Below are 24,001 nucleotides of genomic sequence, written 5' to 3' on the forward strand. Positions count from 1 at the left end.
GTTGTATCGAAAACAAACTAAGCATCCATATTCTCTAAGTCTTTTAGTTTAACAGACACAATCTTAGAGACACCAGATTCTTGCATGGTCACCCCATAGATAGAGTCTGCGGCCGCCATGGTACCCTTACGGTGGGTAACGACGATAAACTGGCTATCCTTGTCAAATCGGTTGAGATAATCTCCAAAGCGTTTAACGTTAGCTTCATCGAGTGCAGCCTCTACTTCATCCAAAATAACAAATGGAATGGTCTTGACACGAATGATTGAGAAAAGCAAAGCAAGAGCTGACAAGGCCTTCTCTCCACCACTCATGAGGTTGAGAGATTGGATTTTCTTACCTGGCGGTTGAACAGAGATTTCAACACCTGCTGTCAATAAATCTCCCTCGGTCAAGATTAGATCCGCTTGACCGCCACCAAACATCTGCTTAAAGGTCACCTTAAAGGACTCACGAATAGCTTCGAATGTTGACTTAAAGCGTTCTTTCACTTCATCATTCATCTCTGTAATGGTTTCAAGAAGTAAGTTTTTAGCAGAAAGAATGTCATCACGCTGACTATTCAAGAATTCCAAGCGTTCGTGAACTTCGTCAAACTGTTCAATAGCATCCAAATTGACTGGACCAAGTGAACGAATGGATTTTTCTAAATCCTTAACCTCTTGTTCAGCGACAGCCAAATCTTCTAAGGTATTGGCTTGTTCTAAAGCTTCCGTATAACTAATCTGGTATTCTTCAGTCAGTTGACCTTGAAGATAGCGAAGGCGGTCCGTGATTTTCTCTTTGGTCGCTTCCGCTCGTGTTTGCTTACGAATCCATTCTTCATTTTGCTGACGAGCTTGTTCTAAATGACTGGCTATATCATCCAATTGACCTTCAATATCATCCAGTTCAAACTGCTTACGAATGAGCCCTTGTTGAATTTCTTCCTTCTGACTCTTGGCTTCTGTTTCCTGCTTGGTCAAAAGTTCTGTATCAACCTTTTCAAGATTGTCTACCTTTTCTTGGAGAAGACGTTCGATTTCATCTTGCTCCATATCAAGGTATTCAAGCTCTTTGTTAATCCGTTCAATATCTGCAACTTCATAACGTTTTTGCCCTATCATTTCTGTTTTGAGCAGACGTTCTTGGGAAAGTTTATCCTGCAAGCTTTGATAACGTTCTTGAATCGCATTTTTATTGGACTTGATTTCTTCAATTTCGGATTCCAGTTTTTGCTTTTCAGTTGCGATGATTGAGAGACGTTCTTGGCATTTTTCTTTTTCAGCTTGCCAATCTCCACCTCTGAGATTGTTTAATTCTTTTTCCTGAAGTTCTAAAAGCGTTTCGAGTTCTTCGACTTGTTGGCAAGTTTGTTGATAAGCCAGATATAAGCCTTGCTCCTCTATTCGAGCTTGCTCTCCTTGAGACTTAATAGTCTCCAAAGTTTGACTGAGGGCTGTCAAGTCTTCTTGAACAGTTTTCAGATTTTCTTCCTCTTGACGAAGAAGCTTTTCTTCTTGAGCGATTTCTTTTTGCAACTGCTCTAATTCAGGTTTGATGAAAATGCTGTTATTTTGACGATTGGCACCACCAGCATAAGAACCACCTGTACGCAATTCTGTACCATCTAGGGTTACCATACGAACTTGATAACGTACCTTACGAGCAGCATCACGCGCATGCTCTACCGTATCAAAGATTGCTGTCGAAGCTAGCAAGTTTTTAAAAATAGCTTCATGCTTAGCATCAAAGGTAACCAGTTCATCTGCCATACCAAGAAAACCTGGACTTGAGGCAATCACATCTTGATTCTGACCTGAAATGCTACGAGCCTTAATGGTTGTCAAAGGTAGGAAAGTCGCACGACCGGCTCGATTTCTTTTTAGGAAGTCGATAGCTTTAGTCGCTGCCTGTTCGTCTTCAACGATGATGTGTTGGCTACTTGCGCCGAGAGCAATCTCAAGGGCTGTTTGATAATGAACATCAAAGGTTAAATGTTCACTGACTGCTCCAATAATACCGCCCAAGCGATTTTTTTCTTGTAGTACACTCTTAACACCTGCATAAAAATTGCTATGGTTTTTAAGAATGTTCTCCAAACTTTGCGCCTTGGCCTGTTTGTTTTTCAGGCTATCCAAACGGTCAAAGAGTTGATTTTGCTGGCTTTGATAAGCCTGCTTTTGTTCTTCTTCTTGCTTGGCATTGGTCTGATAGTCAGCAAGCAAGGTCTGTACTTTTTCTTTTGCTGATTTAAGGGCAGCTTCTTGCTCAGCAGCCTTAGATTTAGCAGAAGCTAATTGTTCCTTCAAGGACTCCAATTGTTCTTCTTGCTTTTGAGTCTGTTGGCGACTATTTTCAAGGTCATTTTCAATCCGTGTCAACTGGTTAGAGACATCCGCTTCTTCCTGCAAGAAAGCAACAAAGCGCTCACGCAGTTGCTCAATCATCTGGTCTGGATCATCAGAAAAAGCTAATAATTCTGCTTCTAAACGATTGAGTTCCTTCGTATTGACAGCTAAATTTTCTTCTAGCTGATGAAGATTGGCTTCTTTCTCTTCCTTCTCTTGAATGAGAGCATTTCTCTTTTCATCCAAACTAGCTAAACGAGCTTGAGCCTCTTGTTGATTGAGAGCAACCTGCTCTGTCTCCAGCTTAGACAAGGCCAATTTCCGTTCCAAATCACTGATTAGAGCAGTCAAATCCATCAGGCTTGACTGGTCATTGGACATCTCAGCCTGCAAATCATGACGTTTCTTTTTGAGAGTTTGATTTTCTTCTTCTAGCTCTTGACGTTTTTGATAATAACCGGTTAAAAGTTCTTGGACTTGGTTTAATTCTTCTTCTGTTAGATCCAATTCAGCCTTATTGGCTTGAATCTGAGCAACCAAAACATCTAAGTAGATAGCTTTACGTTGGCTATCTAGTTCAATAAATTTACGAGCTGTTGCTGCTTGTTTTTCCAAGGGCTTAATTTGATTGTCCAGCTCATAGATGATGTCTTCTAAACGGTCTAGATTGTCCTGAGTTTGTTGAAGCTTGCTTTCTGTCTCTTTTCGACGGGTTTTATACTTCAAAACTCCAGCCGCTTCTTCAAAAATAGCGCGACGTTCCTCAGGTTTTGAATTGAAGATTTCTTCGACCTTCCCTTGGGAAATGATGGAGAAAGAATCACGTCCGAGACCAGTATCTAAGAAAAGGTCATGGATATCACGGAGACGAACTTTTTTCCCGTCTATCTTGTACTCACTATCTCCACTACGATAGATATGACGTTCCACCTTGATTTCCTGGCCTGCATCCTTGATAAAGCCATCTTGGTTATCCAAAGTAACAATAACAGAAGCGTAGTTTAGAGGCTTTCGACTTTCCGTTCCTGCAAAGATGACATCAGGCATCTTCCCGCCACGAAGACTCTTGACACTAGATTCACCAAGTGCCCAACGGAGGCTTTCAGTGATATTTGATTTCCCAGAGCCATTTGGTCCTACAACTGCCGTCACCCCTTGGTCAAAAACAACCTTGGTCTTGTCAGCAAAGGACTTAAACCCTTGGATCTCAATTTCCTTTAAATACATGAATCCAGCCCTTTCTCAACTGCATTTTTAGCGGCTTCCTGCTCGGCCAATTTTTTAGAGCGTCCTTTACCTGAACCTAGACTTTGCCCCTCAACAAGTACTTCAACCTCAAACATCTTATCATGGGCTGGCCCAATCTCTGAAATCACCTGATAACGAATATCAACATCTCCATTAACTTGGAGCAATTCTTGAAGGTGAGTCTTATAATCCTTGATCATCTCAAAATCGCCAGCTTCAACCTTAGGAATCATGACTTGGTAGATAAAGGTTTTTACAGTCTTTATATCCTTGTCTAAAAGCAGAGCACCCAAAAAGGCTTCAAAAGCGTCACCCAAGATCGTGTCTCGGTTACGACCACCAGACTTTTCCTCCCCCTTACCAAGCTTGATAAACTGGTCAAACTGACAATCACGGGCAAAACCAGCCAAACTCTCCTCACGGACAATCATAGCACGGAGTTTTGACAAGTCTCCTTCTGGTTTTTTAGGGTATTTTTTAAACAGATATTCTGAAATCAATAATTGCAGAACAGCGTCTCCTAAAAATTCCAAGCGTTCGTTGTGTGAAATTTTTAAGAGGCGGTGCTCATTGGCATAACTGGTATGGGTAAAAGCTGTTTCAAGTAAGCTTTTATCTGTAAAAACAAGCTCAAAACGGTCTTGTAACACTGATTCTAATTCTTTCATGACTACCTCTCTCTAAATCATTATAATCCTATCCATTATATCAAAAAAAGGCTTCATAGTCAGAAAAGAACAGTGAAAAGCTCATTTTCTAACTTATAGCTAAAATCAGCCCCTAGCTAGCGAATTGGGCTTTTTTTTGGTATAATAAATCTTATGGAAATTGAAAAAACCAATCGAATGAATGCTCTGTTTGAATTTTATGCAGCTCTTTTAACTGATAAGCAGATGAACTATATCGAACTCTACTATGCAGACGACTATAGTTTAGCTGAAATCGCTGAAGAATTCGGTGTTAGTCGTCAGGCTGTTTATGACAATATCAAGCGAACTGAAAAGATTTTGGAAGACTATGAGATGAAGCTCCATATGTACTCTGATTACATTGTTCGCGGTCAGATTTTTGACCAGATTTTGGAGCGCTACCCAGAAGACAGTTTTCTACAAGAGCAAATTGAGATTTTGACCAGTATTGATAATAGGGAGTAATCATGGAAAATCTTGTTGTCTATAAAGGAATACCTTGCAAACTATTAGCTGCAGAGGAACCATTTCCTAGTCGACTACAGATTATCTCGCCCAATGATATCTCCAAAGCTATGCAAATAGGTTTTAGCTGTTGGGGTTATCCAACTGAAATAATGAAAGAAGTCACTCCAGAAGAACTTGTCTCTTTACAAGATTTTGGACGATTTCCACCGAATTGATTTAATAATAGGAGAAAAAAATGGCATTTGAAAATTTAACAGAACGTTTGCAGAACGTCTTTAAAAATCTTCGTAAAAAAGGAAAAATTACAGAGAGCGATATCCAAGAAGCAACCAAAGAAATTCGTCTGGCTCTTTTAGAAGCCGACGTTGCTTTACCTGTTGTCAAAGACTTTATCAAGAAGGTTCGCGAACGGGCCGTCGGACATGAAGTGATTGATACCCTCAATCCAGCCCAACAAATCATCAAGATTGTCAATGAAGAATTGACGGAGGTTCTTGGTTCAGACACAGCTGAGATTATCAAGTCTCCTAAGATTCCTACAATCATCATGATGGTTGGTTTGCAAGGGGCTGGTAAAACAACTTTTGCAGGTAAACTTGCTAACAAACTTAAAAAGGAAGAGGATGCTCGTCCTTTGATGATTGCGGCCGATATCTATCGTCCTGCTGCTATCGACCAGCTTAAAACACTGGGACAACAAATTGATGTACCTGTCTTTGCTCTTGGTACTGAAGTTCCTGCAGTGGAGATTGTTCGCCAAGGTTTGGAGCAAGCGAAAGCTAACCATAACGACTATGTTTTGATCGATACGGCAGGTCGTTTGCAAATTGACGAACTTCTCATGAATGAGCTCCGTGATGTAAAAGCACTTGCTCAACCAAATGAGATTCTCTTGGTCATCGATGCCATGATCGGTCAGGAAGCTGCAAACGTTGCGCGTGAATTTAACGCTCAATTAGAAGTTACCGGTGTCATCCTTACCAAGATTGACGGGGATACTCGTGGTGGTGCGGCCCTTTCTGTTCGTCACATCACTGGAAAACCAATCAAATTCACTGGTACTGGTGAAAAGATTACCGACATTGAAACCTTCCACCCAGACCGTATGGCTAGCCGTATTCTCGGTATGGGGGATATGCTGACTCTGATTGAGAAAGCTTCCCAAGAATACGATGAGCAAAAAGCTCTTGAAATGGCTGAAAAGATGCGGGAAAATACCTTTGATTTCAACGATTTCATCGATCAGTTGGATCAGGTACAAAATATGGGGCCAATGGAAGATTTGCTCAAGATGATTCCTGGTATGGCCAACAATCCTGCCCTTCAAAATATGAAGGTGGATGAAAAACAAATTGCTCGCAAACGTGCTATCGTATCTTCTATGACTCCAGAAGAACGTGAAAATCCAGATTTGTTGACTCCAAGTCGCCGTCGCCGTATCGCTGCTGGTTCTGGTAATACCTTTATCGAAGTCAACAAGTTCATCAAGGACTTCAACCAAGCTAAACAACTCATGCAAGGTGTCATGTCTGGTGACATGAACAAGATGATGAAACAGATGGGCATCAACCCTAACAACCTTCCTAAAAATATGCCTGGGGGTATGGATATGTCTGCCCTTGAAGGTATGATGGGACAAGGTGGTATGCCTGACCTTTCAGCTCTTGGTGGAGCAGGAATGCCAGATATGAGTCAGATGTTCGGTGGAGGTCTCAAGGGTAAAATCGGTGAATTTGCTATGAAGCAATCCATGAAACGCATGGCCAATAAAATGAAAAAAGCTAAGAAAAAACGCAAATAAAAAGGACTCAATTGAGTCCTTTTTTGTTTAGTTATTTCGAAGTTTCTCCAAAGTCTCTTTAAAGATAGTTGGAATTTCAGAAGTAAATTCCAGCGTTTCCCCAGTTCTTGGATGGGTAAATCCAAGAGTCTTGGCATGAAGAAATTGCCCATGTCCTTTCAAGGTTTTACGAGGTCCATATACCTCATCACCAGCGACTGGATGACCGATATAAGCCATGTGTACACGGATTTGGTGAGTTCGTCCTGTTTCCAGTTGCAACTCTAATAAAGAATAGTCACCGAAACGTTCCAAGACCTGGAAACGGGTCACTGCTGGTTTTCCTTTGGCAGTCACAGCTTGTTTCTTACGGTCTTTTTCGCTACGACCAATCGGCGCCTCAATGACTCCACGGTCGTTTGGAAGATTACCATGAACGATGGCCCAATATTTACGAAGAGACTTCTTGTCCTTCAATTCTTGAGCTAGTGCTAAATGGGCATCATCGTTTTTAGCAATCATCAAGAGTCCAGATGTATCTTTATCAATACGATGGACAATCCCTGGACGCAAGACACCATTGATGCCTGATAGGTCCTTGATGTGGTACATAAGGGCATTAACCAAGGTACCACTGGTATGACCAGCACTTGGATGAACAACCATCCCTTGAGGCTTGTTAACTACTGCTACATCCTCATCTTGATAAATGATTTCTAGAGGAATATCTTCAGCTACATACTCCAAAACCTCTGGTTCTGGCACCTGATAAGTAACGACATCGCCCTCTTGGACCGTATACTTGGCTTTTTTGACCTGACCATTGACCAAGACCTGACCCGACTTGATTTGTTCATTGGCGAGACTACGAGACAATTCTGTCAAATCGGACAAAGCCTTATCTAAACGTACCCCGCCGGTTTCAATTTTAATTTCCATTCATTTCCTCTTTTAGCATTGCAATTAATAACACAACTACTCCTACTGTCAGATAACTATCAGCCACATTGAAAATCGCAAAATTGATAAAGTCTAAGTGAAACATATCCACAACGAATCCTTGACTGATGCGATCGATAAAGTTCCCAAGGCCACCTGCAATAATCAAAACCAATCCAAAGACAGTCCAGAAGGAATCCTCTATATGCTTATGCAAATACCAAATAGCTCCTACCATAACTACTAGAGTTATCACTGCAAAAAACCACTGTTGATCTTGAAGCATCGAAAAGGCAGCTCCTCTATTTTGTAGATAGGTTAAACTGACTAGATTTGGGATCCATGACTTGATTTCACCAAGAGCAATATTTTGAACGACATAAGACTTTACCAATTGATCTAAGACAATCAAGGCTGCTATAATCCCTGCTACTATTCCTCTTTTTTTCATGCTTTCCTCTTCTGATCAAAATACTCTTGCATCACTTCTACAAATAAGGTTCCCGCTTGGCTCAAGTCTACTTCTTCACGTTTCACATAAACCATGCGATTATTGAGATTATCATTTAATGGAATAACCGTAATTCCGTTCACACTATCGCTATCTAAGAATCCAGAACCAGTCGCATAAGCATTTGTTCTTTCAAGAATTCCATTTAAAGTAGCTCGGTCTGTTACGTTAAACATCTGAGAGCTGGCACTTGTATCCACAAAGTTTTCTGAGTAATAGAGATATTCATCCTTCTCTTGTGTGAATCGAACTGTTGGCAAATCAACTAGATCTTCCATGACCAACTCTTTTTTCTTGGCTAATGGATGACCTTCACGCAGATAGATATGCGTCTGGAAAGGAATTAATTCAATTACTTCAAGTCCTAACTTTTCAACCCGTTGCATAATTCCCTTTTGGTTTTGATTATTGAGGTAAATAATCCCAATCTCACTATGTCCTTGGGCTACTTCATCCAAAATTTGAACAGTTGTAGATTCAAAAATACGGAAATTTTTATATTCAGGATATTGTTGTGAAAATGCTGTAATGGTTGGTGGCAAGAAATCATAGTGCTGGCTGGCTATTGAAAACTCATCCTTCTCCTCTTCAGGATTGGCATACTGATTTTGGAAAACATCAAATCCTTTAACCAACTCTTGTGCCTTTTCATAAAATTCCATCCCACGACGTGTAAGGAAAGTTCCAGAACTAGTTCTGCGGAAAATCTTGAAGCCAAGTTCTTTTTCCAGGTCTCTTACAGAAATAGATAGACTGGGTTGGCTAACGTACATCTTCTCAGCTGCTTCACGAAAAGTACCACTATTAGCAATAGCTACAACGTAGCGTAATTGTTGAATATTCATGATTTCTCCTTCGATTTCTATCTTATCATTATACCATAAATCGAGCCTATCCAACAAAGGAAAATCATAAGACAGTTATACTCTTCGAAAATCAAATTCAAACCGTGTCAACGTCGCCTTGCCGTACTCAAGTACAGCCTGCGGCTAGTTTCCTAGTTTGCTATTTGATTTTCATTGAGTATTACTTCTAAGAAAAGCAAACAAAAAACACCTTTCAAGTTAGAAAAATTCTAACCAAAGGTGTTAGTGTTCATATTATTTAGCTGCTGCGTAAAGCTCGTCTACTTTATTCCAGTTGATCACTGAGAAGAAAGCTTTGATGTAGTCAGGACGAACGTTGCGGTATTTCACGTAGTAAGCATGTTCCCAAACGTCCAAGCCCAAGATTGGTTTCTTACCTTCTGAGATTGGTGTGTCTTGGTTTGCTGTTGAAGTCACTTCAAGCTTACCTTCTTTGTTAACGACCAACCATGCCCATCCAGAACCGAAACGAGTCGTTGCTGCTGCAGTGAAAGCTGCTTGGAATTCTTCGAATGAACCGAAAGTTTCATCGATTGCTGCTGCAAGTTCTGCTGAAGGAGCTGTCTTTTCAGGAGTCATCAATTCCCAGAAAAGAGCGTGGTTCAAGTGTCCACCACCGTTGTTGATAAGCGCTTGACGAATATCAGCTGGGATAGATTCAACATCTGCAAGCAATGCTTCGAGGTCTTCACCAATTTCAGGGTGTTTTTCAAGAGCTGCGTTTGCGTTGTTTACGTATGTTTGGTGGTGTTTGTCATGGTGCAAGTGCATTGTTTCAGCATCAATGTATGGTTCCAATGCATCGTAAGCGTATGGAAGATCTGGTAAGATAATAGCCATCTGTAATACCTCTTTTTCTTTTTATATAAAAATTATAACGCAAACAACCTATTTTTTCAAGTTATTTGCTCAATTTGACTGGCTTGCAATCTGCAATAAAGCCTTCTCAAACAGGTAGCCTTTCTCGTATACACCTGTCTTAATTTGATAATCTACGTGGATAAGATAACGGATAGAATCCTGTAAGAAATTCAAGGACAAAGCTCGTGTGTCACGAAGGGCAAATTTGATTTGGTAAGGATTAGGATTGCGACCAAGATAGTGACCTAAACTGCTGACCATCTGAGATTCTGTCTGACCAGACTCTTGCAATATTTTTACCTGTGTGTAGAGTCTGAACTGCCCCAGCATTATGGCAATCAGTTTAATCTCATCTTCTCCCTGTAAGGTCAAGTCCTTGACTAAATCACGTGCCTGATCGATTTTCTTCCCTAAAATCAATTGGGTTAAATCAAAGATATTATCCTGCAAAGTCTTTGGTATGGCTTCAACAATGTCTTCTTCTGTAATATCACCATTATCTTTGTAGGCCTGTAGGAAGAGTAGATTTTTTTGAATTTCACTGAATTGAAAACCTGATTTGATAAGCAACTGCTCGAAGGATTTTCCATCAAACGTAAGTCCTTGTTCCTGAGCCCACTTTTGAAAATAAGCTCGTATTTCTTGCTCTTTTGGCTCTATGGCTTCAAAAACTGTCGCATCCCGCTTGAGCAATTTGACCAAACGTCTCTTACTATCCAACTTTCCTTCAGCAAAAATGACTAGTTTACTAGAAGGTAAAGGATTTTCCAGATAATCTTCGAAAGACTTAAGTTCATCATCACTTAGATAGCGTTTTTTAGCTGTCGTTATATCGAGAAAATGATCTAAAATAACAATCTTTTCATCCGCAAAGAAAGGAAGACTGACCAGCTCTAGTTCCAAGCTTTTGTAGTCTACTTCTTTCATGTCAAAATAAGCAAAGTTCAAATCTGCAGGATCATAACCGATTTGCTTTAGAACCTGAGTTTTCATGATGTCGTACTGTCCTTGATCAGCCCCTGTAAACAGGGTCAAACTAGGTAAATTTGATAGGGATAGCTTTCGGCTTTCTTCTATGGCTAGCATCTATTCTCCTCTCTTTTTAGTTTCACTTTTATTTAATCAATATAATGTAATTTACCACGGAAATCATCTAGGCTTTGATAACCTTTTTCCACCATGATTTCTTTTAGTTCCTGGGTAATACGCTCAAAAGCACCTACTCCTTCTTTATGAAGAGTAGTTCCTACTTGTACCATGCTGGCACCACATAAAATATGTTCAAAGGCATCACGTCCTGTAAGCACACCACCAGTTCCGATGATTTGGATTTCTGGATTTAAGCGTTGATAGAAAGCATGGACATTAGCAAGGGCTGTTGGTTTGATGTATTCTCCACCAATCCCACCAAAGCCATTCTTAGGACGAATCACGACTGACTCATCTTCTATATAAAGACCATTTCCAATAGAGTTGACACAATTGACAAACTTGAGCGGATATTTGTTAAAGATCGCTGCAGCCTGGTCAAAATGAACAATATCAAAATAAGGTGGAAGCTTAATTCCTAATGGTTTTGTAAAATACTCAAAGACTTCTGACAAGATACGATCTGTAGTTTCAAAGTCATAGGCAATCTGAGGTTTACCAGGAACATTTGGACATGAGAGGTTGAGTTCAGTTAGACCACGAAAATCACTCTCTTGAACCTTTTTCAAAATGGTATGAGTTTCCTCTGGAGACATGCCAACTAGAGATAGGAAGAAGGTACGATTTGCTTCCTTTTCTTGTAACTCTAAAAGATAGTTTAAGTAATAATCTAAACCATTATTTGGTAGCCCCATAGAGTTGATAGAACCAAGTGGAACATCTTGATAACGTGGTTCCGGATTTCCCTGACGAAATTCCAAGGTTGCTGTTTTAGTGACAAAGGTTCCTGCTGCTGAGTTTTTGACACCTTCCAACTCCTCAACTGTCATACAAGCAACTCCTGCTGCATTCATCAAGCAATTGTCAAACTCAAAACCAGCAATCTGTGTTTTAGTTGATACCATGATTCTGTTCCTCCAGATTCCTTTTTATGTCTATTATTATACCATACTTTGACTTTTGCTTTTCAATAAAACCATTTCCATAGAAAAGGTTCGTTTTTTAGCATGTTTTGAATCAGTCATTTTAAATTGAAAGAATTTTTAGAAAATTTATGTTTTTTTCTTTACACTGAAAAAATTTTCTGCTATAATGTCTCATGTAATAAAATATGACAACAAAAAGGAGAACGATATGACATCTGCTAAAGAATATATCCAAAGCGTGTTTGAAACTGTAAAAGCTCGTAACGGGCATGAGGCTGAATTTCTCCAGGCGGTTGAAGAATTCTTCAGCACTTTGGAGCCTGTCTTTGAAAAACACCCTGAGTATATTGAAGAAAATATCTTGGCACGTATCACAGAACCTGAGCGCGTGATTTCTTTCCGTGTTCCTTGGGTTGACCGTGATGGAAAAGTTCAAGTTAACCGTGGTTACCGTGTTCAATTTAACTCAGCCGTTGGACCATATAAAGGCGGACTTCGTTTCCACCCAACTGTAAACCAAGGGATCTTGAAATTCCTCGGATTCGAACAAATCTTTAAAAACGTTTTGACTGGACTTCCAATCGGTGGTGGTAAAGGTGGATCAGACTTCGATCCTAAAGGCAAAACTGATGCTGAAGTGATGCGCTTCTGCCAAAGCTTCATGACTGAATTGCAAAAATACATCGGACCATCTCTTGACGTACCTGCTGGTGATATCGGTGTTGGTGGACGTGAGATTGGTTACCTTTACGGACAATACAAACGCCTCAACCAATTTGATGCTGGTGTCTTGACTGGTAAACCTCTTGGATTTGGTGGTAGCTTGATCCGTCCAGAAGCAACTGGTTACGGTTTGGTTTACTACACTGAAGAAATGCTTAAAGCTAACGACAACAGCTTTGCTGGTAAGAAAGTTGTGATTTCAGGTTCTGGTAACGTAGCTCAATACGCTCTTCAAAAAGCAACTGAACTTGGTGCAACTGTTATCTCTGTATCTGACTCAAATGGTTATGTCATCGATGAAAATGGTATCGACTTTGACCTTCTTACAGATGTTAAGGAAAAACGTCGTGCTCGTTTGACTGAGTACGCTGCAGAAAAACCAACTGCTACTTACTACGAAGGTTCTGTATGGACTTACACTGGAAACTACGATATCGCTCTTCCATGTGCGACTCAAAACGAGATCAACGGTGAAGCTGCGAAACGCTTGGTTGCTCAAGGAGTTATCTGTGTATCTGAAGGTGCTAACATGCCTAGCGACCTTGAAGCTATCAAAGTCTACAAGGAAAATGGAATCCTATACGGACCTGCCAAAGCTGCCAATGCTGGTGGTGTAGCTGTATCTGCTCTCGAAATGAGCCAAAACAGTCTTCGCCTTTCATGGACACGTGAAGAAGTTGACGGTCGTTTGAAAGATATCATGACAAACATCTTCAACACTGCAAAAACAACTGCAGAAACTTACGGTCTTGGTAGTGACTACCTTGCAGGTGCAAACATTGCAGCCTTTGAAAATGTAGCAAACGCTATGATTGCCCAAGGTATTGTTTAAGATAAAATATGCTGAATCCTCAATCACTCCGATTGGGGATTTTTATTTTGGTTTAAAAAAGAGCTCACTAAATTTTTTAGTGAACTTAAAATTAAAAGTTATTTTACGATAACTAAGGAAAAAGAAAGACATTCGACAATTTCATTTGTTACTTTATCAATGTTTATATCTTCTTTGTCATTTATAATCATAGGTACAATATAAGAAAGACTTAAAGCTAAAATATAGCGAACGATCCTTTCATTTGACCAATCTCGAATAACACCATTTTTTTTAAACTGATTCAAAACTGGTGTAATTGGATTAATGATAGAATGAACAATAATATTTCCTAACTCTTCAGAAATAGATTTATCAATCAGTGAACGACTCAACAGAATTTTAACTTGCATTTTATTGTTATGAATAAAGACTAACCTATCCTGAACGATGCTTCTTAGAAAAAGTGAAAAGGTTTCTTGCCCTATTGTAAATCTCTTATCTGAAAAATCAGCAATGACCTCTGGAATGACTTGTTCAAGAAATCTAGATAAAATAGCATCTAGGATACCTTCCTTGGTTTTAAAATAACTAAAAACTGTTCCTTCTGAGACGTCAGCATGTTCAGCAATAAGATTAGATGTTGTATTTTCAAAACCAATCTCGGAAAATAATTTTAAACTGGATATTAATACTTGACGTTGTTTTAAACTTAATTCACTGCTTTTTAATGTCTCAGCAAACTTATATTCTATACTTTCCATTCCTGCCCCCTCTATTTACTCTCTTATTTTAATAATTCTTTTACCACGAGTATGTCCTAATTTCAGACTACGATATGCCTCTCTAACTGACTCCAGAGAAAAACTGTACTCTTTCTCAATATTCAGCTGAACTTTTCCATCTGAGACCATCTCCTCTAGAATTTTAAAATCATCATAAGTGGAATGTCTCGGACCTGTGAACTGAGCTCCTCTTATTAAAACATATGGTGAAAGTACTAGAGTTCCAATAGACGTACCCTTCAATCCCAACCTAAAAGCTAATTTGACATAATCACCACCATAGCAATCCAAAAATTTTGTAATAGGTTTTGGAGCTATGATAAAAGAGACTTTTGGACATCCTCTTTATAAGATACTGGTATAGCACCTAATGATTCTAGATATTCTGCATTTTCCTTGCTCGCAATACCAATAACAGTTGCGCCCTTAGCAACCGCATACTGTACTGCAATGCTACCAATGCCACCTGAAGCTGCTGAAATAACTACAACATCTTTAGAATTTAAATTAATTCCTCTAAAAGCACCACCGACTGTTAAAGAAGCCACCCCCATAGTAGCAGCATGATACATATCAATATTGTCTGGTTTCAATGCAATTTCTGATTCGCTAACACAAATTTCTGTTGCTAACGCCCCCCTCTTAGTACCAAGTCCAGGATCACTTATTATTGTTCCAAAAACCTTGTCACCTACTGAAAAACGGCTCACTTGTTCACCAATTTCCGTTATAACACCAGCAAAATCCCTAGCTACTCCTCTTGGAAATAAAGATGATTTTGATTCAAACCAACGACTTGGTTGTTTTAATTTTGTTAAGAAAGTCAAAAAACGAAGTGGCTTTGCCCCCTCGAAAGTTTTATAATCAATAGGATTTAAACCAACAGCAAATACTGCTACCCTAACTTGATTCATTTTTAATGGTTCAGATGTAATATTTACTAAATCTAGAACTTTTTCATCACCAAAACGATTATACTGTATTGCTTTAATAACCATTATCTAATTCTCCTAATCCCTAACAAATTGAGTGAGCACTCAATTAATTTTTTATATATTATACGCTTATTCTTCAAAGAAATCAACTGCTCTATGATTTTTAAACAAAAAGACCTATCCGAGTGGATAGATCTTTATTTTCTTACAATTTACCTGCTACGGCATCCAACAATTCTTGGATTTTCGCTTGGTTGCTTCCTCCTGCCATGGCCATATCTGGTTTACCACCACCACGTCCATCGACGATTGGAGCTAATTCTTTAATCACATTACCTGCATGCACCTCTTTTGTCTTGCTAGCTACAAGGACATTGACCTTGTCACCGATAGCTGCGACAAGAACAAGGACATCAGAGTAATCTTTTTGTTTCCAGTTATCCGCAAAGGTACGAAGGGCACCTGCGTCTGATACTGAAACTTGGCTGGCAATGTAACGGTGGCCATTTGCTTCTTGAACATTCTTGAAGACATCGCCTGCCGCCGCTGCTGCCGCTTTTTCCTTCAATTCTGCATTTTCTTTTTGCAATTGACGGAGTTGTTCTTGAAGGCCTTCCACCTTATGAGGGACTTCCTTGAGTTGAGGTGCTTTCAAGGTTGCTGCTACTGCTTTCAGTGCATCTTCTTGTTCACGGTATGCTTCGAAGGCTTCCTTACCAGTCACTGCCAAGATACGACGAGTTCCTGATCCGATACCTTCTTCTTTAACAATCTTGAAGAGGCCGATTTCAGAAGTATTGCCAACGTGGGTACCACCACAAAGCTCTACTGAGTAGTCACCGATAGTGACAACGCGAACTTCCTTACCGTATTTCTCACCAAAGAGGGCCATAGCTCCCATTTCTTTAGCTGTGTCAATATCAGTCTCAACTGTTTCTACTGCGATGGCTTCCCAAATCTTCTCATTGACTTGTTGTTCAATAGCACGCAATTCTTCAGGAGTGACAGCTTGGAAGTGAGTGAAGTCAAAGCGAAGGAATTCTACTTCATTAAGTGAACCTGCTTGAGTTGCATGATGGCCAAGAATATTATGAAGAGCCGCATGGAGCAAGTGAGTGGCTGTGTGGTTCTTCATGACACGATGACGACGATTGCTATCGATAGCCAAAGTGTATTCTTGGTTCAAAGCAAGAGGAGCAAGAACTTCAACGGTGTGCAATGCTTGTCCGTTTGGTGCTTTTTGAACGTCTGTTACAGTCGCTACGACATTTCCTGCAGCATCCAAGATTTGACCATGGTCCGCAACTTGTCCACCCATTTCAGCGTAAAAAGGTGTTTCTGCAAAGATAAGAGAGGCATTTCCTTCATCTACAGCTTCTACTTCAGCATTGTCCGCTACGATAGCCACTAACTTAGAAGACAATTGACTAGCATTGTAGTTGAAGACACTTTCTACAGTGATGTTTTGAAGGGTTTCATTTTGCATACCCATTGAGCCACCCTTGACAGCTGACGCACGCGCGCGCTCTTGCTGTTCTTTCATGGCTGCTTCGAAACCTTCACGGTCTACAGTCATCCCTGCTTCTTCAGCGATTTCTTCTGTCAATTCCACTGGGAATCCGTATGTATCATAGAGTTTAAAGACATCTTGACCGGCGATGACAGATTGACCTTTTTCTTTCAAGTCTGCTACGATGCCTTGGGCAAAGTGTTGACCTGAGTGAAGAGTACGAGCAAATGACTCTTCTTCGCTCTTAACGATTTTTTCGATAAAGCCACGTTTTTCAAGCACTTCTGGGTAGTAGCTTTCCATGATTTTTCCAACAGTTGGAACGAGTTTGTAAAGGAAAGGCTCATTGATACCCAATTTTTGACCATGCATAGAGGCACGACGAAGAAGACGACGGAGGACATAACCACGACCTTCATTTCCAGGAAGGGCACCATCACCGATAGCGAATGAAAGAGAACGGATATGGTCTGCAATAACCTTGAAGCTCATGTTATCGCCATCTTGGTCGTAAACCTTACCAGACAATTTCTCAACTTCACGGATGATTGGCATGAAGAGGTCAGTTTCAAAATTTGTCTTAGCCCCTTGGATAACCGCCACCAAACGCTCCAAACCAGCGCCCGTATCAATGTTTTTGTGTGGCAATTCTTTGTACTCGCTACGAGGAACAGCAGGGTCAGCGTTAAATTGTGACAATACGATATTCCAGATTTCGATATAACGGTCGTTTTCGATATCTTCTGCAAGAAGACGAAGACCAATGTTTTCAGGGTCAAAGGCTTCTCCACGGTCGAAGAAGATTTCTGTATCAGGTCCAGAAGGTCCCGCACCGATTTCCCAGAAATTATCTTCGATTGGGATCAAATGGCTTGGATCTACTCCCATTTCAATCCAGCGGTTGTATGAATCCTTGTCATCTGGATAATAAGTCATGTAAAGTTTGTCTTTAGGGAAGTCAAACCACTCAGGGCTTGTCAAAAGCTCATATGCCCAAGTAATGGCTTCATCACGGAAGTAATCCCCGATTGAGAAGTTCCCCAACATTTCAAACATAGTATGGTGACGAGCAGTCTTCCCTACGTTTTCGATATCGTTGGTACGGATAGCCTTTTGAGCATTGGTAATACGTGGATTTTCAGGAATGATTGTTCCATCAAAGTATTTTTTAAGAGTGGCAACCCCTGAGTTGATCCACAAAAGTGTTGGGTCGTTTACTGGAACCAAGCTAACGGATGGTTCTACTGAGTGGCCTTTTGTAGCCCAGAAATCAAGCCACATTTGGCGGACTTGTGCACTAGATAATTGTTTCATATGTATCTCCTTTTTACTAATTTGATTGGCTTTCTAGCATTTCCACATAGTCGATAGCAACACAGAGGGAAATGACTAGGTCAGCATAAGATTCGTCATAGACGGTTACGGTATAGGTAGAGGTTAAATGGAAAAGTTCCTTGGTAATCTCAGCAATCACTTGGTCACGATCGTCCAGCAATTTAAAATTCAAATCCCAGACATTTCCTTCGATGCGAAGGCCGAGATTGTCAAACTCATACTTATCCTTCCAGAAAGTCAACTTCTTTCGGATATAAAAATGATCTCCATTACTGAGTTGAATCTCAAAACGAGGTAGGAAAGTTAAGACTTCCTTACTAATCTCACTGACCTGTTCACCAGCAACATCATAGATGGTAAAGGTTTTAGGAATCTTAAAAAATGAACCCTCAACCTGATAGGCGACATTGCCCAACTCATCCTTAATATCAAAGCGTTCACCACCTAAGCGAAATTTTTGTTTGACAAGAAATGTTCTCATAAACACCTCCAAAAATAAAAGACAAATCCATATCACGAAGGGCGAAAAACCGCGGTACCACCTTCATTCAATGAACTTGTCATTCTTTGATTCTTATGCAATTGTTAGATTGAGTAGCATGATTTTCTATCTTAGATGGCTCGCAGCACCGCCAATTCTCTTAACTAAGATGGAGAGAAAATCAATTCTCAACTTTCTTATTATATCGTTTTTTTAAGTCTGCGTCAACTGGAAATAATCCTCATTTAAATAACCAACTCCCTATATCTCTGGTTACTTTTTCAGGATATATTTTTTCTTACTACCATTTTTCTTTTTATCCCAACTTTTATTCCAAAGTTTTGAATTGTTAAAGATAGCTTCGAAAATATTTACAAATATAAAGAACCCTATCACCAAATGTATGGAATCAGTTGTTAGGTATTGTCGATCCAAACCATCCTTTAGAGAGAATAGTATAACAGTTTGCTGAACAATCAAAAAGGTTGGCCAATAACTTTTTTTGAAAAAAGTAGACATTTTCATGATTTGTTACCGCTTTCTATTATTATAAACTTAGTATACTACTAGGCTATAAAATAAGCAAATAGGATAGTAAAAATACACAGCTATACAACTATTCAAAAAACGAACCAGTTGTTACTGATTCGTTTTCTTTCAAATACTCCTACTTCCGATACATCTTAAATTGTAGGAAGAGGTCACTGTAGATACCTGTCCATTTATGGTCAAATTTCTCATAGACCTCTAGGTGTTTCATAGTATCTGCATCTGGATAGAAGGACTTGTCTTCTTTTGTCTCCTCTGGAAGCATTTCCTTAGCAGCATTGTTTGGTGTTGAATAGCCGACATACTCTGCGTTCTTTAGAGCATTGTCAGGTTTTAACATAAAATTGATGAAGGCATAGGCTGCATCCTGGTTCTTGACAGTCTTAGGAATGACCATATTGTCAAACCAGAGATTACTTGCCTCTGTCGGTACGACATAGCGAAGATTTTCATTTTTCTCCAGCATCTGGCTGGCTTCTCCTGAGAAGGTCACACCGATGGCAGCATCGTTCTGAATCATATAACCCTTCATCTCATCCGCAACAATAGCCTTGATATTCGGTGTTAGCTTATAGAGCTTATCTACTGTTTCCTCCAACTGCTGTGGATCTTTAGAGTTGAGGCTATAGCCTAGTGAGTTAAGACCTAAACCAAGTACTTCACGCGCTCCATCAAAGAGCATAATAGAGTTTTTATACTCTGGCTTCCAAAGGTCGTCCCAGTGTTCAGGCGCTTCTTCCACCATAGTCTCATTGTAGACGATTCCCAAGGTCCCCCAGAAGTATGGGATAGAGTACTGATTGTTTGGGTCAAAGGACTGGTTGAGAAACTCTGGACCGATATTCTCAATGCCCTCAATCTTACTATAATCCAGTGGAACTAGAAGGTCTTCGTCCTTCATTTTGTTAATCATGTACTCACTCGGGATAGCAATATCATAGGTTGTTCCACCCTGCTTGATTTTCGTGTACATGGCTTCATTGGAGTCAAAGGTTTCGTACTGGACTTGGATTCCTGTTTCTTCTGTAAATTTTTCCAGAAGTTCAGGGGCGATATAGTCTCCCCAGTTGTAGATAACCAATTTTTGACTATCACGGCTATTGATTTTACTGTCAAGATGATAAGAAATTCCCCATAAGACAAGGATAATCGCTAAAATTCCTGCTAAAAATGAATAGAGTCGTTTCATGCTTGCTCCTCCTTCTCACGTGAAATGAAGTAATATCCGACAACCAGGATAATACTAAAGAGGAAGACCAAGGCTGAAAGAGCATTGATTTCCAGCGAAATTCCCTTACGAGCACGAGAGTAGATCTCAACTGAGAGGGTTGAAAAGCCATTCCCCGTTACAAAGAAGGTCACGGCAAAGTCATCTAATGAATAGGTGAAAGCCATGAAGTAACCTGCAATGATAGACGGTGTTAGGTAAGGAAGCATAATTTCCTTAAACATCTGGAACTGGCTAGCTCCAAGGTCATAGGCCGCATGGATCATATCCCCATTCATCTCTTTCAATCGAGGCAAAACCATAAGCACTACGATTGGAATGGAGAAGGCCACATGACTAGACAGAACTGTCAAAAATCCAAGTGAAAACTTGAGTTGTGTAAAGAGAATCAAGAAGCTGGCACCAATCATAACGTCTGGGGCAACCATCAAAATGTTATTGAGTGATAGGAAGGCTTCTTGATATTTTTTGCGTGATTGGTAGATGTAGATAGCACCGAAAGTCCCAATAACAGTCGCAATCAAGGCTGATAGGAAGGCTAGTAAAAAGGTTTGAACCAAGATCAGCATGAGTCTTCCATCGCCAAACATGGTTTCAAAGTGAGACAAACTAAAGCCTGTAAAGCTATTCATATCATCCCCAGCATTGAAGGCATAACCAATCAAGTAAAAGATTGGCAGATAGAGGACGATAAAGACAAAGGCTAGATAAAGATTTGATAATTTTTTCATCGTTCTCTCCTTTCCTTAGTCACCCACATAGTGATAAACATGGTCAGGATAAGAACAACACCAATAGTTGAACCCATACCATAGTTGTCATTGGTCAAGAAGTTCTGCTCGATGGCAGTCCCCAAAGTAATCACTCGGTTCCCCCCAATCAAACGGGTCAACATGAAGAGACTCAAACTTGGGATAAAGACAGATTGGACTCCACTTCGCACCCCGTTCATAGACAGAGGGAAGATGACATGGCGGAAGGTCTCCCACTTGGTTGCACCAAGGTCATAGCTGGCATTGATGAGATTATTATCCATATCATCCAAGACATTGAAGATTGGCAAAATCATAAATGGAAGTTCGATATAACTTGCTACAAAGATAAATGAGAAATCCGTAAAGAGCAACTGCTGCGAACCGATTCCGATAAATTCGAGGAATTGGTTGATAGAGCCATTTTGCCCAAAAATCCCGATAAAAGCATAGGCTTTAAGGAGAAGGTTGATCCATGTTGGCAAAATAATCAGCATGAGCCAGAGTTGACGGTGTTTGAGACGAGTCAAAAAGAGGGCTGTTGGATAGCTGATAAGAAGCGTCACTAGAGTTACAATCCCAGCATAGAGAACTGAGTTAAAACTCATTTTGAGATAGGTTAAATTTTGTGACGCAAAATAGGATTTATAGTTTTCTAAACTGAACTGGCCTTCGATGTTGAAAAAGGATTGCCCGAATATCAAGACCAAGGGTGCCAATACAAAGAGTGCAATCCAAAGCATGTAGGGCACTACAAAGAGTTTAGAGGTTGTTTTCTTCATCTCTTTCCCCCTCGATAGCGTTGATCAAACCTGCTTCTTGCTCTTCGATTTCTACGTACTCTTCGATACGAGCATCGAACTCTTCTTCTGTTTCATTGAGACGCATGATATGGATATCTTCTGGTTCAAAGTCCAAACCAATTTCCTCACCAACGATGGCCTTACGAGTTGAGTGGATCATCCATTCATTACCAAGTTCATCATAAGCAATAATCTCATAGTGCACTCCACGGAATAGCTGCGTATCGACCTTCACTTGAAGTTTTCCTTCTTCTGGCAGAGTAATGCGCAAGTCCTCTGGACGAATGACGACTTCGACCGGTTCATTTGGCTTCATACCACCGTCAACCGCTTCAAAACGTTTGCCGTTAAACTCGACCAAGTAGTCCTCAATCATGGTGCCTGGCAGGATATTTGATTCACCGATAAAGGTTGCAACAAAGTGGTTGATTGGCTCGTCGTAGATGTCAACTGGTGTTCCTGACTGAACAATTTCACCGTCATTCATAACGAAAATCCAGTCACTCATAGCCAGGGCTTCTTCCTGATCGTGGGTAACAAAGACAAAGGTAATACCCAATCGTTGTTGCAATTCACGCAATTCGTACTGCATATCTGTTCGCAACTTCAAGTCTAAGGCTGACAAAGGCTCATCCAAGAGTACCACACGGGGTTGGTTGATAATCGCACGGGCAATAGCTACACGCTGACGTTGTCCTCCAGATAGTTTACGGATGGAACGTTTTTCGAAACCTTCCAACTGTACCATCTTTAGAACTTCTAATACACGTTGTTCGATTTCTTTTTTATCGACCTTACGCAAACGCAATGGAAAGGCAACATTTTCAAAGACATTCATATGTGGAAACAGGGCATAAGATTGGAAGACTGTATGAACATCGCGCTTATTGGTCGGGATATCATTGATTCGCACGCCATCCAGTAAAATATCTCCAGTCGTTGCGTCTAGCAAACCGGCGATGATATTGAGAATGGTTGATTTACCTGAACCAGATGCTCCTAGCAGTGTATAAAATTTCCCTTCTTCCAACTCAAAATTAATATCTTTGAGAACCTTGGTGTTGCTATCTTCAAAAACTTTAGAAACGTTTTTGAATTCGATAATTGGTTTTTTCAATTGTCATTTATTCCTTCTTTTTCATAGATTAACAGATCAGGGCTCTGTCAGGCCGCTACTACCTCTTGTAGGAGATTGAACTGCCTACATTCTTCTGCACTACCGATAGGCTTTCACCCCCTCGACATTCTAGTTAGTAGCTGCTAAGCTATTTCTAGTATTTACTCATGTTCACCCAAGATACGAACTTCTCGCTCGAGAGTAACACCTGAGTGTTCTTTAACCTTTTCAATGACAGACTCAATCAAGTCTTCATAATCTCTGGCAGTTCCATCAGCAATATTGACCATAAAGCCTGCATGCTTTTCTGAAACTTCTACGCCACCAATACGATAACCCTTCAAACCAGCTTCTGCAATCAATTGCCCAGCAAAATGACCCACTGGACGTTTAAAAACTGATCCACATGAAGGATACTCTAAAGGTTGCTTGAGTTCACGAAGGTGGGTCAAGCGGTCCATTTCTTGCTTGATAACTTGGTGATTACCTGGAGCTAAGGCAAACTTAGCAGATAGGACAACTGCTCCTGATGCTTGAATGGCTGAATGACGGTAACCAAAGGCCAAGTCTTTAGCAGACAAGGTTTCGATTTCACCTTCCTTAGTCAAGATCTGACAAGACTGGAGAACATGAGCAATCTCGCCACCATAAGCGCCAGCATTCATAAAGACAGCACCACCAACGCTTCCTGGAATTCCACAAGCAAACTCAAAACCAGTCAAGCTATGACGGAGTGCAATACGAGTGGTTTCAATCAAGTTAGCTCCAGCTTCTGCCTCGATGGTATAGCCATCAACAGAAACGTTATTAAGCTTGTCACACATGATTACAAAACCACGTACTCCACCCTCACGAACGATAATGTTACTTGCATTTCCAAGAACCATCCAAGGAATGTTTTCCTGATTGGCAAATTTTACCACACGAGCCATCTCATAGCGATTACGAGGAAATACTAAATAATCTGCCTTCCCTCCAACTTTGGTATAGGTATAAGTTTTTAGCGGTTCATCGAATCGAATATCAATTCCTTCTAAGGTTTCTTTTAGTTTATCTAATACGGTCATTTTTCTATTCCTTTTATAAAATTCATTCCATTATACCATTTTTAGCTCTATTTTTCGATGATTTGGTTAGCTTTTTCAAAAGCTCAAACTAAAAAGAGGAAGAACCTCTTTTGAACTGCACCCCAAAAGTTAGACATA

Annotated in this window: 21 protein-coding genes and 1 pseudogene; 4 read left to right on the forward strand and 18 right to left on the reverse strand. The window is 40.2% G+C overall.

Translation table 11 applies throughout. The features are described from left to right. Positions 1-17: 17 nt before the first annotated feature. Together smc and rnc are read right to left on the reverse strand one after the other, a co-directional pair. Complete coding sequence (gene smc / locus HMPREF2728_RS02255) at positions 18-3,557, reverse strand: chromosome segregation protein SMC (protein ID WP_075226923.1); 3,540 nt, start codon at positions 3,555-3,557, stop codon at positions 18-20. Then, positions 3,548-4,246 (reverse strand): ribonuclease III, encoded by a 699-nt coding sequence (gene rnc / locus HMPREF2728_RS02260; RefSeq protein WP_000661075.1) that lies wholly within the window; start codon positions 4,244-4,246, stop codon positions 3,548-3,550. Before rnc ends, smc begins: the two co-directional genes overlap by 10 nt. A 153-nt stretch (positions 4,247-4,399) precedes the next feature. On the opposite strand from rnc, the gene HMPREF2728_RS02265 reads away from it, so the two are divergent. From HMPREF2728_RS02265 to ffh, 3 genes are read left to right on the forward strand one after another with little or no spacing between them, the layout of a single operon-like run. Continuing rightward, positions 4,400-4,732 (forward strand): putative DNA-binding protein, encoded by a 333-nt coding sequence (locus HMPREF2728_RS02265; protein WP_049503199.1) that lies wholly within the window; start codon positions 4,400-4,402, stop codon positions 4,730-4,732. A gap of 2 nt (positions 4,733-4,734) precedes the next feature. Continuing rightward, positions 4,735-4,950, forward strand: coding sequence for a 2-oxoglutarate:acceptor oxidoreductase (locus HMPREF2728_RS02270; RefSeq protein WP_075226924.1), 216 nt, complete (start codon positions 4,735-4,737; stop codon positions 4,948-4,950). A gap of 20 nt (positions 4,951-4,970) precedes the next feature. Continuing rightward, positions 4,971-6,536, forward strand: coding sequence for a signal recognition particle protein (gene ffh / locus HMPREF2728_RS02275; protein WP_000863579.1), 1,566 nt, complete (start codon positions 4,971-4,973; stop codon positions 6,534-6,536). 27 nt (positions 6,537-6,563) lie between these two features. Here ffh and HMPREF2728_RS02280 read toward each other — a convergent pair whose 3' ends face one another. From HMPREF2728_RS02280 to HMPREF2728_RS02305, 6 genes are all read right to left on the reverse strand, one after another. Continuing rightward, positions 6,564-7,454 carry an RluA family pseudouridine synthase gene (locus HMPREF2728_RS02280; protein ID WP_075226925.1) on the reverse strand — a complete coding sequence of 297 codons (891 nt, stop codon included), beginning with the start codon at positions 7,452-7,454 and terminating at the stop codon, positions 6,564-6,566. Beyond that, on the reverse strand, positions 7,444-7,905 hold the full coding sequence (gene lspA, locus HMPREF2728_RS02285) for a signal peptidase II (RefSeq protein ID WP_006150827.1): 462 nt from the start codon (positions 7,903-7,905) through the stop codon (positions 7,444-7,446). Before lspA ends, HMPREF2728_RS02280 begins: the two co-directional genes overlap by 11 nt. Further along, a complete protein-coding gene (locus HMPREF2728_RS02290; protein WP_006150820.1) occupies positions 7,902-8,810 on the reverse strand; it encodes a LysR family transcriptional regulator in 909 nt (302 codons plus the stop codon). The genes lspA and HMPREF2728_RS02290 overlap by 4 nt, the downstream gene beginning before the upstream one ends. A 255-nt stretch (positions 8,811-9,065) precedes the next feature. After that, complete coding sequence (sodA, locus tag HMPREF2728_RS02295; RefSeq protein WP_006150800.1) at positions 9,066-9,671, reverse strand: superoxide dismutase SodA; 606 nt, start codon at positions 9,669-9,671, stop codon at positions 9,066-9,068. Positions 9,672-9,740: 69 nt separating this feature from the next. Further along, positions 9,741-10,778, reverse strand: a complete 1,038-nt coding sequence (holA, locus tag HMPREF2728_RS02300) for a DNA polymerase III subunit delta (RefSeq protein ID WP_075226926.1) — start codon at positions 10,776-10,778, stop codon at positions 9,741-9,743. Between the two features lie 32 nt (positions 10,779-10,810). Further along, the gene (locus HMPREF2728_RS02305) at positions 10,811-11,746 is read right to left on the reverse strand and encodes a dihydroorotate oxidase (protein WP_075226927.1); all 936 of its coding nucleotides are present in this window, start codon (positions 11,744-11,746) and stop codon (positions 10,811-10,813) included. A gap of 229 nt (positions 11,747-11,975) precedes the next feature. On the opposite strand from HMPREF2728_RS02305, the gene gdhA reads away from it, so the two are divergent. Further along, on the forward strand, positions 11,976-13,322 hold the full coding sequence (gene gdhA, locus HMPREF2728_RS02310; protein ID WP_075226928.1) for an NADP-specific glutamate dehydrogenase: 1,347 nt from the start codon (positions 11,976-11,978) through the stop codon (positions 13,320-13,322). A gap of 98 nt (positions 13,323-13,420) precedes the next feature. Here the strand turns inward: gdhA and HMPREF2728_RS02315 are convergent, their stop codons facing one another. The 10 genes and pseudogenes from HMPREF2728_RS02315 to murB form a co-directional block, all read right to left on the reverse strand. Continuing rightward, the gene (locus HMPREF2728_RS02315; protein ID WP_075226929.1) at positions 13,421-14,065 is read right to left on the reverse strand and encodes a TetR/AcrR family transcriptional regulator; all 645 of its coding nucleotides are present in this window, start codon (positions 14,063-14,065) and stop codon (positions 13,421-13,423) included. A 15-nt stretch (positions 14,066-14,080) separates the two neighbouring features. Continuing rightward, a pseudogene (locus tag HMPREF2728_RS02320) lies at positions 14,081-15,084 on the reverse strand (NADP-dependent oxidoreductase). 142 nt (positions 15,085-15,226) lie between these two features. Further along, entirely contained in the window at positions 15,227-17,845 is a 2,619-nt protein-coding gene (gene alaS, locus HMPREF2728_RS02325) for an alanine--tRNA ligase (protein ID WP_075226930.1), read from the reverse strand. Between the two features lie 16 nt (positions 17,846-17,861). Beyond that, entirely contained in the window at positions 17,862-18,347 is a 486-nt protein-coding gene (locus tag HMPREF2728_RS02330) for an LURP-one-related/scramblase family protein (RefSeq protein ID WP_075226931.1), read from the reverse strand. 273 nt (positions 18,348-18,620) lie between these two features. Next, positions 18,621-18,872, reverse strand: a complete 252-nt coding sequence (locus HMPREF2728_RS02335) for a hypothetical protein (RefSeq protein ID WP_049503189.1) — start codon at positions 18,870-18,872, stop codon at positions 18,621-18,623. Positions 18,873-19,014: 142 nt separating this feature from the next. Then, positions 19,015-20,085, reverse strand: a complete 1,071-nt coding sequence (locus HMPREF2728_RS02340; RefSeq protein ID WP_075226932.1) for an ABC transporter substrate-binding protein — start codon at positions 20,083-20,085, stop codon at positions 19,015-19,017. Then, positions 20,082-20,855: an ABC transporter permease gene (locus HMPREF2728_RS02345; protein WP_045763347.1), complete on the reverse strand. Its 774-nt coding sequence runs from the start codon at positions 20,853-20,855 to the stop codon at positions 20,082-20,084. The genes HMPREF2728_RS02340 and HMPREF2728_RS02345 overlap by 4 nt, the downstream gene beginning before the upstream one ends. Further along, entirely contained in the window at positions 20,852-21,658 is an 807-nt protein-coding gene (locus HMPREF2728_RS02350) for an ABC transporter permease (RefSeq protein WP_000754116.1), read from the reverse strand. Before HMPREF2728_RS02350 ends, HMPREF2728_RS02345 begins: the two co-directional genes overlap by 4 nt. After that, positions 21,639-22,796, reverse strand: coding sequence for an ABC transporter ATP-binding protein (locus HMPREF2728_RS02355; RefSeq protein WP_075226933.1), 1,158 nt, complete (start codon positions 22,794-22,796; stop codon positions 21,639-21,641). Before HMPREF2728_RS02355 ends, HMPREF2728_RS02350 begins: the two co-directional genes overlap by 20 nt. Before the next feature lie 161 nt (positions 22,797-22,957). Further along, positions 22,958-23,863, reverse strand: coding sequence for a UDP-N-acetylmuramate dehydrogenase (gene murB, locus HMPREF2728_RS02360; RefSeq protein ID WP_045763349.1), 906 nt, complete (start codon positions 23,861-23,863; stop codon positions 22,958-22,960). Positions 23,864-24,001 lie beyond the last annotated feature (138 nt).

The sequence above is a fragment of the Streptococcus sp. HMSC061D10 genome (assembly GCF_001808865.1).
Classification (GTDB): domain Bacteria; phylum Bacillota; class Bacilli; order Lactobacillales; family Streptococcaceae; genus Streptococcus.